The 12,876-nt window shown below is 65.4% G+C and carries 14 protein-coding genes and 1 pseudogene; 5 read left to right on the top strand and 10 right to left on the bottom strand.

Features of this window, described 5'->3' with window-relative positions; all coding sequences use genetic code 11:
* Nucleotides 1-95: 95 nt before the first annotated feature.
* Nucleotides 96-482 carry a hypothetical protein gene (locus VFG33_RS29180; RefSeq protein ID WP_325056191.1) on the bottom strand — a complete coding sequence of 129 codons (387 nt, stop codon included), beginning with the start codon at nt 480-482 and terminating at the stop codon, nt 96-98.
* 702 nt (nt 483-1,184) lie between these two features.
* On the opposite strand from VFG33_RS29180, the gene VFG33_RS29175 reads away from it, so the two are divergent.
* On the top strand, nt 1,185-1,538 hold the full coding sequence (locus VFG33_RS29175; protein ID WP_325056190.1) for a hypothetical protein: 354 nt from the start codon (nt 1,185-1,187) through the stop codon (nt 1,536-1,538).
* A 32-nt stretch (nt 1,539-1,570) separates the two neighbouring features.
* Nucleotides 1,571-1,888 (top strand): hypothetical protein, encoded by a 318-nt coding sequence (locus VFG33_RS29170; protein ID WP_325056189.1) that lies wholly within the window; start codon nt 1,571-1,573, stop codon nt 1,886-1,888.
* Nucleotides 1,889-2,107: 219 nt separating this feature from the next.
* Here VFG33_RS29170 and VFG33_RS29165 read toward each other — a convergent pair whose 3' ends face one another.
* Nucleotides 2,108-2,830 carry an SDR family NAD(P)-dependent oxidoreductase gene (locus VFG33_RS29165; RefSeq protein WP_325056188.1) on the bottom strand — a complete coding sequence of 241 codons (723 nt, stop codon included), beginning with the start codon at nt 2,828-2,830 and terminating at the stop codon, nt 2,108-2,110.
* A gap of 55 nt (nt 2,831-2,885) precedes the next feature.
* Here VFG33_RS29165 and VFG33_RS29160 point away from each other — a divergent pair, with 55 nt between their 5' ends.
* A complete protein-coding gene (locus VFG33_RS29160) occupies nt 2,886-3,452 on the top strand; it encodes a MarR family winged helix-turn-helix transcriptional regulator (RefSeq protein WP_325056187.1) in 567 nt (188 codons plus the stop codon).
* A gap of 1,033 nt (nt 3,453-4,485) precedes the next feature.
* Here VFG33_RS29160 and VFG33_RS29150 read toward each other — a convergent pair.
* The 7 genes from VFG33_RS29150 to VFG33_RS29120 all read right to left on the bottom strand — a co-directional run bounded on the left by VFG33_RS29150 (nt 4,486) and on the right by VFG33_RS29120 (nt 10,870).
* On the bottom strand, nt 4,486-5,073 hold the full coding sequence (locus tag VFG33_RS29150) for an AAA family ATPase (RefSeq protein WP_325056185.1): 588 nt from the start codon (nt 5,071-5,073) through the stop codon (nt 4,486-4,488).
* Between the two features lie 228 nt (nt 5,074-5,301).
* Entirely contained in the window at nt 5,302-6,048 is a 747-nt protein-coding gene (locus VFG33_RS29145; RefSeq protein ID WP_325056184.1) for an SDR family NAD(P)-dependent oxidoreductase, read from the bottom strand.
* Nucleotides 6,049-6,254: 206 nt separating this feature from the next.
* The gene (locus VFG33_RS29140) at nt 6,255-6,878 is read right to left on the bottom strand and encodes an HAD-IA family hydrolase (RefSeq protein WP_325056183.1); all 624 of its coding nucleotides are present in this window, start codon (nt 6,876-6,878) and stop codon (nt 6,255-6,257) included.
* Between the two features lie 192 nt (nt 6,879-7,070).
* Nucleotides 7,071-8,027 carry a sigma-70 family RNA polymerase sigma factor gene (locus tag VFG33_RS29135; RefSeq protein ID WP_325056182.1) on the bottom strand — a complete coding sequence of 319 codons (957 nt, stop codon included), beginning with the start codon at nt 8,025-8,027 and terminating at the stop codon, nt 7,071-7,073.
* Nucleotides 8,028-8,075: 48 nt separating this feature from the next.
* Entirely contained in the window at nt 8,076-8,771 is a 696-nt protein-coding gene (locus VFG33_RS29130) for an NAD(P)-dependent oxidoreductase (protein ID WP_325056181.1), read from the bottom strand.
* A 42-nt stretch (nt 8,772-8,813) separates the two neighbouring features.
* A complete protein-coding gene (locus tag VFG33_RS29125; protein ID WP_325056180.1) occupies nt 8,814-10,013 on the bottom strand; it encodes an NAD(P)/FAD-dependent oxidoreductase in 1,200 nt (399 codons plus the stop codon).
* A gap of 302 nt (nt 10,014-10,315) precedes the next feature.
* Complete coding sequence (locus VFG33_RS29120; protein WP_325056179.1) at nt 10,316-10,870, bottom strand: NUDIX hydrolase; 555 nt, start codon at nt 10,868-10,870, stop codon at nt 10,316-10,318.
* Nucleotides 10,871-11,046: 176 nt separating this feature from the next.
* Here VFG33_RS29120 and VFG33_RS29115 point away from each other — a divergent pair, with 176 nt between their 5' ends.
* A complete protein-coding gene (locus VFG33_RS29115; protein ID WP_325056178.1) occupies nt 11,047-11,802 on the top strand; it encodes a DUF429 domain-containing protein in 756 nt (251 codons plus the stop codon).
* 71 nt (nt 11,803-11,873) lie between these two features.
* Here VFG33_RS29115 and VFG33_RS29110 read toward each other — a convergent pair whose 3' ends face one another.
* Nucleotides 11,874-12,302 carry an MmcQ/YjbR family DNA-binding protein gene (locus VFG33_RS29110; RefSeq protein ID WP_325056177.1) on the bottom strand — a complete coding sequence of 143 codons (429 nt, stop codon included), beginning with the start codon at nt 12,300-12,302 and terminating at the stop codon, nt 11,874-11,876.
* 103 nt (nt 12,303-12,405) lie between these two features.
* Here VFG33_RS29110 and VFG33_RS29105 point away from each other — a divergent pair.
* Nucleotides 12,406-12,876, top strand: a pseudogene (locus tag VFG33_RS29105) (MFS transporter); the annotation flags it as partial.

The following is a 12,876-nucleotide window of genomic DNA, read 5'->3' as shown; positions in this document are numbered from 1 at the left end:
GACCCCACCGACGCTAGGAATGCCACCTTCCCTCAACCTTCCCCACGACTTCCCTCGGCTCAGGGGAGCGATCTAAGTTCGACGACGCAGGTCGGTCAGGAGGGACGACAACGAGGTGCGCCGGCCAGCGCGGCCTGAGCGAGGGCGAACCTCTCGAGATTCTTCGGCCCACCCTTCCATGCCGCCACCCACAAGTCCTGTGCATGCTGTGAACCGAACGCGCCAGCAGCATGAGCCGCCATCATCTTGAGGTGGTCGTTCCAGTCACTGACAGCCGCACGCCCAGCCGAAGAGGCCGCATCAAGCGCGGCCAGCCGCTGCTTGCAGGAAATCACCGCGGAGCCCGTGACCTTCGCGCACCCGCCGCGCGCCTTCCCCTGGGCGGTCATGGCTGCAGAGAGGCTAGCCACCTGAGCCGGCCCGGCCTTCTTGGTACGCGCCCAGATCTGTCCGCTGGCCTCCCTGGAGATCTTGCCGGCCAACAGATCCGTCCGCGCTTGGAGATGAGCGCGCCACCCGTCAGCCGCAGTACTGGCGGCGCGAACAACGGCCTCACCGGCAGCAATCTCCCGAGAACACGCAGCAACCACAGCAGCCGAGTTGCTCACCCTGGACGCACCAGGAGCCGGCGTCACCGGAGTACTGGCGTTCCGCGTCGGCTTAGCGGTGGCGGCCGTCGGACTCGGACTTGAATTCGCACTAGCGCTCGGCCCAACCGACCCCGACGCCCTCGGCCCACCATCTCCAGAGTCTTGACTGGCAGTAATCGTCGGCAGCACCTGCTGCGACCCCGTCCGCGAATCAAGCTGTCCCAGCACCACCAGGCCGCCGCCCACCAGCGCAGCCCCCACAGCCACCGCAGCGACCGTCGGACCCTTCCGCCTCTTAGCAGCCCTCTTGGCATGAGACATACCCCCCGAGTACCCCACCCAAGGAGCCCCATTCGGCTCCCCTCCGCGACCGCCCGATCACTGTCACAGCGAGTGTTCCGTCCTGCGGATCCGCTACAGGAACAGCCCAATCAACGGCTCAAAGTAACGCCTTCGCAGTTCTACCTCCGCCAGAATCGTTGCCCAAGGCAGCGGCCTTGCATCCTCGGAGCGAGGTTCGCCTGTGGATAACTCCGGACCTGTCCCGCCCCCGCCTCTTATCCTGATGAAACGCTCGACCTGGAAGGACCTCCAATGGACTCCGAAACCCCGTACCTGCTCCCCGACGGAGAACGTGTCTGGGTCATCGCAACCGACGAGGCCTCGAGACAGCTGCCGAACCTCCTCCAGCTATTCCGCTCCGGCCAGTCCGAACCTCTGATCTTCGGAGACGCCGGCCAACCAGAAGGTGTCGTCATCCCGTGGGCGGTCTGGAGTCGGCTCGACGCCGTGGCCGCCGACGAGGACGGATTCGCCCACGTTTATGAAACCGCGCGGGAGCGCCTGGCCGACGATCAACCGTCAATACCCCTTGAAGATGCCGCCGCGGAGATCGGCTGGGATCTCAACGAGGACATCGACGATTCAGACCTCCCGAAGCCGCGATGACGCAGTACCGGCTCCTGCTCAAGGATCAGCTGATGCAACAACTCACAGCCCTGTCCGGCGCTGCGAAATCTCAGCCGGGCGGACTACGCGACCGCGAGTTCCGCGCCCTGAAGACAGGACTGCGCGCACTGGCCGAGGGCAGAGAGGTCGCCTTCGACGGCAAGCGTCTCGGCTACTCCCCCGAGCATCACGACCTCAGCGACTGCGCCGAGATCAAGCTGCCGGTCATTCAAGAAACCCGACACAATCACGATCTCGGCCCCTCGCATCGCCTGATCTACCGGGAATTCGAGGGCAGACGACGGCCCACCGGTGCGCCAAGTGATCTGCTTCGAACCCCGCGGGGATGATCGCCCTTTGAAGTAGCCGCCACCCTGCCCACCGCCGCCGCAACCTCCCACACCTCACGACTACCCTCCTCAGGCAGCCGTACCAGCCGCCCAGCCAACCTCACCAAGTAGCGGCCCCGCCAGGCCGTACTACGGACGCCTTCGCCGAACTCACGAACCCGCCTCCGCTACCCCCAGTCCGGCGCAACGGTGATGGCCCACTGTCACCCGAAATCGCAATCAGCGGGTCGCGAGCGCTCCGCCATTGACGTGCAGCACCTGGGCGGTGAGGTGCCGGGCACCGGGCGAAGCGAGGAACCAGACCGTCTCCGCGATGTCGATAGGCACACCTTCCCGCTTCGTCAAGGTTGCCTGCAGCAACGTTTCGCGACGGCTATCACTCAGCAGCCCCTGGAAGTACTCGGTCTCCGCAGTGAAACCCGGCGCGACGACATTCGAGGTGATGCCCCGCGGACCAAGCTCGGCGGCGACATCCAGGTTGAAGGTAGCCAGGGCCGCCTTCGACGCGCCGTACGAGCCAGCGCCCTTGGCCGCTGCGATCGAGCCGAGGTGGATGACCGCACCACCATCGGCGAGCCTGGGCGCGAGGGCCGTCGTGGTGAGGACCGCGGTGAGCACGTTGGCTTCCAGATTCGCCAACCAGTTCTGTTTGAGTCGACCGAGATCCCCATCCGGATCAGCCTGAGCGAAGTCCGTGTTCCCGCCGGCGTTGTTCACCAGTACGTCGATTCGTGCCGGCAACTCGGCGACCAACCGCTCCACCTGCGCCGGATGCGTCCCATCACAGACAACCGCCCGCACCCGCAGATCGGCAGCAGCCTTCTCCAGTACTGCGGGACGCCGACCGGTGATCACCACTTCGTCACCTCCGGCCACGAACCGCTCAGCCACGGCCCGCCCGATCCCCGTCGCTCCCCCAGTCACCACGATCGTCCTCGACACGCCGATTCCTCTCGTTTAGGTCTAAACGTTTAGACCTAAACGTATCATCTTGCCCATGCCGCCGAGCAAGCGAATTCCGAACCAGGACAACTACCCCCTGGATTCGCCGAGTCCCTACCCGGCAGCCGAGATCGCCCGAGCCTGGGAGCGCGAACGCCCCGGCACCCCGACGGACTCGATCGAGATCGTCACTCCCCTATGGCGTTTGGCCAAACTCTTCGCCGACGACCGACGCCGCCTACTCGCGGACCTAGGCATCGACCCGGCCACCCTCGACCTGCTAAGCGTCCTCCGCCGCGGCGGCCCCCCGTACGAGCTAAGCACCCGCGAACTAACACGTCGCACCCTCGTCACCGCCGGCGCAATCTCCCAACGAGTAGCCCGCGCCGAACGGTCCGGCCTAGTCTCCCGCCGCACGGAGCCCGACAAGTCACGGCTCGTAGTCGTGTCCCTAACCCCCAAAGGCCACGCCCTAATCGAGCAAACCGTCGACCAGGTCCTCACCCGCGAGTCAGAGCTAGTCGCCTCCCTCACCCCCACCAACCGCGCCCTCTTGGCAGGCCAACTCCAGGCCCTACTCAACGACGTACAACAAAAGGCCCGCCCAGACCCCGGCCGTTGAGAGCTCACCGCTGTCCGCCTCGACCGCGAGGCCAAACCGCAGCCCCATGCCCGGCTTTCGGTCGGACAGGTGGCGGGGCGCAGGCGATCTGGTCCTCGCGATCATCGAACGAGTTGTTCCCTTAAGCCTTTGTAACGATGTCTTTGACGTAGCCGACGCGGCTACATGGCACGTAGCGGGTGTGACGGACTGTCGTTATCTGGAGTGTTGTCGACGCTCTGGAAGCGGTTGTTGTGGGTCTGGTTGTGCAACGGGTGGATCTTCCCGGCGGCGAAGTCTCGTGGACCGTGCTGGATGAGGATTATGCGGTGGTCGGACCGGTGGATCGGTTCCTTGGCTGCGACAGTCCCCGGCCGAGCGGGCAGGGAATGTCACTCGGCTACCGCGGGCAGGTGGTCACTGCTCGGCGTCGACCATCAATCGGAAGCTGGCGGCGGTCGGCTCGTTCTATGAGTTCCACCAGCGTCACGGCGTGGAGTGTGAGTTCTTGTGGTCGCTGCGTCGTGGGTGCGGCCGAGCGGGGTCGTGGCGGCCATTGCTGGCCCATCTGGGCGAGTCTCCGCGGCCGCGCAAGGAGATCAAGCTGAAGGTGCCGAAGCGGACTCCGCGGGTCTTGAGCCCGGCGCAGATCGCGCCCACCGAGAGGCCCGAGAAGAACTCGGCATCATCCCGACGTTTGCCGACCCTGACCGCAGAGCGAGCTTCATCACCATCAGCGAAACAGTCGGAATCGACCTCGGCCACACCGACGCCAGCCTGTGGTTCCGCTTCCTCGGCCGACAAGACATGACTCTGATCACAGACCCATCAGAGTTCCCCGAGGCCCGCTGGTGGACTCCCCAAGTCCGGGCCGCCAGGAGTCGCTCGTGTCGCGATGTTGCTCGTTGAATTCCGACCCGTAAGCCGTGCCAGATTCGTGCTGAGCTTCGTGGTCGACCGCCGCATAGAGCGTGGCGAACATGCGCAGTCCCGTCACCACGATCTGCGTCAGGGCGGGGAGGGGATCCGACCGAACCTGCAGCCGGACTGCAAGTCAGTTCACGAGGGCACGGCGGCGTGCATCGCGGACGATGCGATCAGCGGTTTGATCGGGGGTAAGAGCCGCGGTGTCGAACCACCAGCCGAGATCGCCGAGCTCGCGCTTCATGTCGGCGTCGAGGGTTTCGTAGCCGTCGAAGTCGAACCGTTCACGTGGATCCCTGATCGTGTTGCGGTATTGGCACACGTCGATGGCCGGTGCGAGGACAACGAACAAGACCTGGCGAGGCGTGAGGAGCTCGAGGAAGAAGTCCAGCTTCTCGCGGGAGGGGATCATCGCATCGATCAGGGGTGTGAAGCCGGCGTCGGAGAAGTTGTTCGCCAGCGTGCACAGATTGCGGTGCAACAGCTCCACTTGCCGCGCTGCTTCGTCAGCGGGCTCGCCCAGCGCCCAGACGAAACCGCTGACAATCATCTTGTTGAGCTCATCGCCGTCGAGCCGAGCCGAACGTGGCAGCCGCTCGGCGACCAGCCTGGTCACGGTGGACTTTCCGGCCCCGGGCATACCCGTCACAATCAGGCAGTTCGGCGCTCCAACACTGCTCATGACCGGAATCGTGGCAGCGTGCCCGCTGGTCGGCAATCGTATTTCCCAGGAGCGGTTCTCAGTGAGAAGCAAGACCATCATGTACGGGGACAACAGGTTCCGCTGCCGGAAGGAGGCGCGGCGCAAGGACCGTCGCGAGGACGACCAGGGAGGCTGGAGCATCCGCTCGGCGTGCCGATCCTCGGTGTACTCCCATCGGCCACGGACCGTCAGACCGTCACCCCCGGCATCTCCTGCCAGGGCGACACCGCCAGCCGGCGGTGGTCACCACGGGGCAGGGCCAAGGCGGTCGGTGAAGGTGCCGGTCGGCCCGTCCGCGTCGATCATCGCGAGTTTGATGATCGAGTCGGTGGCCTCGGTGATCGTCAAGCCGCTGCCGGTGTTCCTGTTCATGTCGGTGGCGGCGTATTTGCGGTTGGCGATATCTCCGGGAGTGGCGACGTTGAAATTGATACCCGGGAGCGCCTGGGCATAGCGGACGGTGATCATGTTCAGCGCTGCCTTCGACGAGGTGTAGGCAAGCTCGTGCATCTTCGAGACGGGCTGGGCCGGATCGGTCACGACCCTGATGGAACCACCGGGGCCGGACACCATTACCACCCGTGGATGATCCGCCGCCTCCAGCAGGGGAAGGAATGCGTGCGTGACTCTGACCGGTCCGTAGACGTTGGTGTCGTAGACGGAATGGATCTCGTTCGCTGTCGCGTCCGCGGGCGTGGTGCCCCGACCTGACACGCCGGCGTTGTTGATCAACACGTCCAACCGGTCGGTGTGCTCTCGGACGAGCCGCTCCGCGTCGCGCACCGACTCGTCCGAGGTCACGTCGAGCGGCACCATGATCACGTCCGCGCCACCGTGGGTCAGCCGGTCAACGGCCGTGCGTCCCCGATCTCGATCGCGTGAGCCGAGGAAGATCATCCATCCCTGTTCCCCGAGCCGCCTGGCCGCCTCGAGACCGATTCCCTTGTTGCCTCCGGTGATCAGCACCGAGGTCTGTTCTGCGCTCGTCATGCCTCTAAGACGAAACGCGCCACCCGGCTATGACACGTGGCGAGCCACCTCAGTGGAGAACTCGGGCACGTAGGGAAGTGGTGGTGGAAGCGTCGATGGTTCAGCCGGGCCGAACGCGCATCGGCACACGAGCTTCAGGCGTGCAGCTATCGGTCGTGTCGGTCGTGGCGGCTCACGCGCTGGTGCACCGTGTCCGGGTGCGGAGGCTAGAAGCCCTTTGTCGTCGCGCCTTGCAGGATCCGGTGTAGCCCGGGAGCATCGCGGAACCAGTGTGTTTGGAAGTCGAGTGCCTGAGCCGCCTCGATGTTCGTCCTCGTGTCGTCGACGAAGAGGCACTGCGCCGGGTCTGCGCCGGCGGCCTGGCTCGCACGCAGAAAGGCCTCAGACTCCGGCTTCGCGAACCCGAGGTCGCAGGACACCAGCAGCTCTGTGAAGAACTCAAGCTCCGGCTGCATCGCCCGCACGACCTGCCAGTAGTAGTGGTCGACGTTGGACAGCAGAACAAGGCGGTGGTTCTCCGACAGGGCCTTGACGAAGTCGGCCATGCCCAGCATGGGCCAGGAGTAGGGCTCGAGCCAGGCGGCTTCGAACTGCGGGTAGGTCAGTGTGAGTCCGTGTGCATCGACGAGTTGGCGATGTACTTGGTGCAAGGTCACCTCGCCGGTGATGATCTCGCGGCGGGCCATGAGCCCGTCGAAGCGTCGAAGGGCGTCGTCGGGATCGGTGCAGTGTCTGGCGAGTCGCGCCGGCACGATGTCATTGTCGAAGGCGATGATCACGCCGAAGAGGTCGAAGATGAACGCCTCGATGGGTGGTCCGGTTCGGCTCACGGACGTTCTCCCGTTGTCGACGAGGTAGCAGCCACCGACTTCTTGATCGCTGGGTGTTGGTCCGTCGTTGTCATTCGCCTGTTCCGCGTGTGTTGGTGAGCAAAACGGGATAAGAGGACCGGAGTTCCTCTGCGGCCTGTGATCGCACCCAGGCAACGGGTCACCGGCGCTAGCGGTCCCCAGCAAGTCGGGTCACCACTGGGTGATGAGCGGCGGGTCCGGCTCGTGTTGCCGCCAGGCTTCAGCGAGGCGGGTGAGGCGGGTGGGGGCGGCGATCCCGCGTATGGTGGCGATCTTGCCGTTGGTGATGTCGAACGTGACGGCGCCGATGACTTGGTCGTCGAGCACGAAGAGGATGGCGGGGGCGCCGTTGACGAGCGCGTAGTGGATCGTAGGCGTGCCGCCGGCAAGTCGCCGTTTCGCGGGTGTGGGTTTGAGTCCGGCTCTTGCGACGGCAGCGATGCGCTGTGGGGTGTTGTACTGCAGCAGCGTGTCGGCAGGGCCGGCGGCGTTGGAGTCCGAGATTGCGGTCGCGTCGTCGGTGAGCAGCGCCACCAGCCGTTCGGTGCGGCCCGAGGAGGCAGCGGCGAGGAATTCCTCGACGATCCTGCGAGCGGAGGCTGGGTCCACTTCGCCGCCGCGGCGGCGCACGGCGGCGAGGCGGCGCCGGGCCCGGTGGAGGTGCTGCTGGCTTGCGGACTCAGTGATGTCGAGGATCTCGGCGATGTCGGCATGGCTGTAGGAGAATGCTTCGCGCAGGACGTAGACGGCCCGCTCAAGAGGTGAAAGGCGCTCCATCAGAGTCAGCACAGCCAGTGAGACTGATTCGCGCTGCTCGATCATGTCGGCCGGGCCGAGCATCGGGTCGCCGTCAAGGAGCGGTTCCGGCAGCCAGGCGCGGACCCGTTCGCGGCGGGATTGCGCCGAGCGGAGCCGGTCGAGGCACAGGTTGGTGACGACCTTCGTCAGCCATGCTTCCGGCACCTTGATCAGCTGCCGATCCGCGGCCTGCCAGTGCAGGAACGCGTCCTGCACGGCGTCCTCGGCGTCGGCGGCCGAGCCCAGCAGCCGGTATGCCAGCGAGGCCAGCCGGTTCCGGCTGTCCTCGAACCGGTCAGTGTCGAAGGGATCAGTGACGGTGCTGTCCACGCGGGCCACCCTAGGTTGGATCTTGCGGCCGGATACGGACACATTGGTTCACTTCTTGGCGAGTGCCTCGCGCCGGATCCACTGGAGCAAGGTGGGGTTGTCGACGGTCGTGATGACACTAACGGTGGTGCGGTGATAGCGGTCGTCGTCCAGCAGGCCCAGCATGCTGGCGGCGAGGTCCGCACGGGCCGTGAACCTGCCGTCCGCGTGACCCTCGACAACAGTGTGGCTGGTGACCGCCGACAGGTCGTAGAGCCCACTCGGGCGCACGATCGTCCAGTCCAGATCGCTGGCGCAGACCAGCGTTTCCATTCGCCGCATGTCGTCGTAGAGCGTTTTACCCAACACCCGCGTCACGTATGGCAGTAGTACCCGGTTGAAGAGGAATCCGCCATCGGAGTACGAATTCGGGTCGACTCCGCTCGAGCTGACCACGGCGAGCCGGCGTACATGATGCCGTTCCATCGCGGCGACGATATTGGCCACACCTTGCGAATAGGTGCTGATCGGTTCCTTTGCCGCGGGCACTCCGAGCGTCGACAGCACCGCGTCCCGCTCCGCCACGGCAGCGTCGACCGCTGCCGGATGGAGTACGTCGGCACCGATCACCTCCAGACGATCATGGTGCAGCGGAAACGAGTTCGGCCGCCGGGTGACCGCGGTCACCTGATGTCCGGCAGCGAGCGCCTGGTCGGTGAGCAGCCGCCCGGTCGGGCCATTGGCCCCGAATACCGTGATCCGCACAATGACACTCCATTCCTGGTGACGAATCTGCTGGGTAGGTGGCTACCCGACCGCCTTCTCGGCAGACCTGTCCGACTGGGCGGCCAGGCGGTGCCGGCGCTTGGGCAGGCCGAAGGTCGGGTGCGAGGTCCCCCACAACGCCCCGTTTTGGATGGCCTCCTTGACGCGCACAGCCTTCCGGCCGCCCAGGAACTTCGGCCTCGCCTGTGCCGCACCGTCGATCAGCTGCAGGATCCCGTCCCGCTGCCCGAGGCTGATCGCGTTGTACTGATAGACCAGCTTGGTGTTGGCGATCTTGCGGCCGGTCAGACGCCCCACGATCGCGTTGATCGCCTGCCGGCCGGTGAAGCCGGCCGATCCGCAGTTCATCGGCAGCTGCCGGCCGTTGTCACCGAGGGTGTACACACTGTCACCGACCGCGTAGATGCTGGGGTGCGAGACCGACCGCATGGTGCGATCAACGACGATCTGACCGTTGTCGGTCACCTCGAGACCACCAGCGGCGGCGATCGGGCTGACCGCGAACCCCGCCGTCCACACGGTTGCGTCGGACGCCAGGGCGGTGGCGTCGGCGCACAGCACCCGCGCCGCGTCGACGGCATCGACACTGGTGTGTTCCAGGACTGTGATGCCCAGCCGGTCGCAGGCCTGGCTCAGGTGGCTGCGGGCTCCGGCGGAGAGCCGGGCTCCGAGTTCGCCGCGGGCGATGAGCGTCACCGACAGGCCGGGCCGGGATTCGGCGATCTCGGTGGCGGTCTCGATGCCTGTCAACCCATCGCCGACGACCACCACGCTCCCACCTTCTCCCCGGTTTTCCAGGCTGTCCAGGCGTTCACGCAGTCGCAGTGCCGCGGGCCGGCTCGCGACGTCGAAGGCGTGCTCGGCCACGCCGGGGACGCGCTGGTCGGCGACGTGGCTGCCGAGCGCGTACACAAGCGTGTCGTAGCCGACCTCGCCGCCGCCGTTGGAGTCGGCCACAGCAACGATCCCGCGTTCAGGATCGACGGCGGTGACACGGGCCACGTGCAGTCGTATCCCCGTGCCCGCGAAAACGTCGCCGAGCTTCGGAGCCTTGATCTCCCGGCCGGCTGCCAGCTGGTTCAGGCGCTGCCGCTGGACGAAGTCCGGCGCGGCGTTGACCACAGTGATCTCGGTGTTCGCCGGGGAAAGCCGGCGGGCCAAGTTCCCGGCCACGTACGCCCCGGCATAACCGGCGCCGAGGACGACGATGCGGTGCTTCATGGGTTGCTCCTGTCAGTTGGCCTGCTCTCGGTGAGTTGAGCGGAACAGCGGCCTGATTGCTGACAGAACTAGGTGTGACCTGGGGCACAGAACAACAGGACTGGTGTTCTACGTCCGGATTCTCCACGACCTGTTCAGTAACGGTCGTCAATGGTGACCGTTGACCGGCCGACAAGACCACCGAGCAGCCGTAGGCGTCCGCGTCACCGCAACCCGATGCCCACGCCCCACCAACGGCTCAACCAGGCCGACTCTCAGCCCTTCAACTCCACCCGCCGAACTGGCTACAACCCCGACAACACTCACCGCGGGAAAGCCAAGACATGAAGCAGGCCGGCGATCGACGCAGCACCCACGATCTCGCCGCCGGCAATTCGCTCCCGCACCGAAGCAAGCTCGATCCACTCGACCCGCTCAGCCTCGTTGACATCCACCGGTACGCCGATCCGCTCGGCGCCAACGGCAACGAACAAGAGATTCTCCGCATCCGTCGTACCCACCGACGGCTGCAACTCCAGAAGCCGAGCGACACCTCGCGGCCGCCACCCCGTCTCCTCCTCAACCTCACGAGCAGCTGTAACAGCCGGATCCTCGCCAGGCTCGACATATCCCCCAGGCAACTCCCAAACCCACCGATCGACGATGAACCGATGCCGCCACATCATCAGCACCCGCTCCCGCGCCTCATCAAGTACTACGACCATCGCCGCCTTCGGCATCCGCAACACATACTGCTCAAACCGCACCCCATCCGGCAGCTCCACCGCCGCAATACTCAGCTTCAACCGCCGGGTGTCATCAACAACCCGCTCACCATGAATCGTCCAGACCGTCGACTCACCTTCGCGTCCTACCATCAACCCACTCCGTGATAACGATCGCCCAGCTCCTGAGCGCAGCACTCAGCAGCATTCCGTACTGCGAAGTCGGCGTCGAACATGCCCAACCACCGGCCAGCAGACGCCGCGCTAGCGTCACCAATAGGATCCTGATGGGGAGAGCGAGTGTGTCCGCCCTACGTCATGGAGACCTGATGTACTACGTCGGAGTGGACCTCGCCTGGGGTCAGAACAAGATCACCGGCCTCGCAGTCATTGATGCAGCCGGAGAACTGTTGGCTGCCACCCAACGGAAGACCGACGACGAGATCCTCGACTGGCTAACCCCATGGACTGCCGGCCCATGCCTCGTCGCCATCGACGCACCAATCATCGTCACCAACCCGACCGGCAACCGCCCATGCGAGAGCCTCGTCAACCGACACTTCGGCAAGTACAACGCTTCCTGCCACTCGGCCAACCTCGCAAAGCCACACTTCGCCAACGGCACCCGAGCGCTCCGCCTCGCCGACCAACTCGGCCTCGCCGTAGACCCACAGGTCCGGTCCGACCGTCGGGCAGTGGAGGTCTACCCACACCCGGCGATCGTCGTACTCTTCGACCTGCCAAAGATCCTCCAGTACAAACACAAGCCCAGGCGCGATCTAGAACACCTTCGGCGTGAGCTCATCCGCCTGCTCAATTACCTAGAAGCCCTCGATACAGCTTCTCCCCCACTGCGGCTACGCGACAGCACCGATTGGCAACGGATCAGGCTGGCAACCCTGCAGGCCGTGCGGAAAGCGGATCTCGGCCGCGTCGAGGACTCGATCGACGCAGTCGTCTGCGCGTACATCGCGGCGTACTCCGAAGCCAATCCGGCCGCCGTACGAGTGATGGGCGACATCGAAACCGGCTACATCCTCACGCCGGTGACACCAGACATCGCCCGCGCCTTCGACTCAACCTAAGACTCTGGGAGCGGCCGCCCAGCCGGGGCGCCTTGACCGAAACCTCAAGCCACCAAGGGCCTTCGGCGCGATCACACTTCTCCTTCAGTCAGGCTGTCCCGGAGACGCCGAGCCAAGCCCTTCGGCGCCATGATGCAGTAGCTCTCGGCAAGCAACTCCGACACCTCATCCCAGTCGGTCTCATCCTCATCAAGCACCATCCCGACGACGTCGTTGCCCCACCTCGCCTTGAAGAACGGAGGCCCGACAGTCGTCAGCGCGGCAAGCTCGGGCCCCGCCGCACGAAACGTCATCACGGTCACCGGCCCGTCATCGCCGGCCGCATCGGCGTACGCCGCAGGCACCCCCGACTCGATCGTCAGCACATGAGCGAATGTCCGCTTCCGGATCCGCCACCGCGTCCCGACCCACGCGTCCTCTTCATACGCGTCCGGGAACCCCTCGCAGATCTTCCCGAGCCGCTCAACCACCTCAAGCGGCGCATCACTCGTCTCGGTCACCGGTGAACCTCCCTCAACCCCGACGCTAACTCCCGCCTCCGACAGTTAGGTCGCGTGCGGCGCTCCCCTGGATCAATAGGTTAGGTACAAACAAACTCACACGAGTGGATCACCTTTGACCTGGCGAACCGACCTGGCCGTACTGCGGCACCGCGAGGTGCGCTTCTTCCTGGGCGCTCGTTTCGTCTCGTTGCTTGGTTCCGCAGTCGGCCCGATCGCTCTGGCGTTCGCGGTTCTGGATCTGTCTGACTCCGCCAGGACGCTCGGACTGGTCCTGGCCGCCCAGAGCGTGCCGATGGTTGCTCTGATGCTGGTCGGTGGTGTCATCGCCGACCGACTGCCCCGGCGTCTGGTCCTGGTCGTGGTGCACCTCGTCTGCGCAGTGACGCAGGCGTCGGCGGCGACCCTGCTCGCGACCGGTCAAGCCAAGATCTGGCACCTGATGGTGCTCGGTGCGATCAACGGCGTCGCGACCGCGGTCGCGCTGCCCGCGTTGTCGGGAATTCTGCCCGAGCTGGTGGATTCAGCCGAGCTGCCGCAGGCAAACGCTGCGTCGGGGATCGCCCGGTCAACC

It is taken from the genome of Kribbella sp., assembly GCF_035687465.1.
Taxonomy (GTDB): Bacteria; Actinomycetota; Actinomycetes; order Propionibacteriales; family Kribbellaceae; genus Kribbella.
This window is presented reverse-complemented; position numbering and strand designations above follow the sequence as displayed.

What these genes read in the sequence shown, in the direction of transcription:
- VFG33_RS29160 (WP_325056187.1), top strand. Translation starts at nt 2,886, where the DNA reads ATGCCGCCGAGCAAGCGAATTCCGAACCAGGACAACTACCCCCTGGAT.
- VFG33_RS29170 (WP_325056189.1), top strand. Translation starts at nt 1,571, where the DNA reads ATGCAACAACTCACAGCCCTGTCCGGCGCTGCGAAATCTCAGCCGGGC.
- VFG33_RS29125 (WP_325056180.1), bottom strand. Translation starts at nt 10,013, where the DNA reads ATGAAGCACCGCATCGTCGTCCTCGGCGCCGGTTATGCCGGGGCGTAC.
- VFG33_RS29120 (WP_325056179.1), bottom strand. Translation starts at nt 10,870, where the DNA reads ATGGTAGGACGCGAAGGTGAGTCGACGGTCTGGACGATTCATGGTGAG.
- VFG33_RS29175 (WP_325056190.1), top strand. Translation starts at nt 1,185, where the DNA reads ATGGACTCCGAAACCCCGTACCTGCTCCCCGACGGAGAACGTGTCTGG.
- VFG33_RS29115 (WP_325056178.1), top strand. Translation starts at nt 11,047, where the DNA reads ATGTACTACGTCGGAGTGGACCTCGCCTGGGGTCAGAACAAGATCACC.
- VFG33_RS29145 (WP_325056184.1), bottom strand. Translation starts at nt 6,048, where the DNA reads ATGACGAGCGCAGAACAGACCTCGGTGCTGATCACCGGAGGCAACAAG.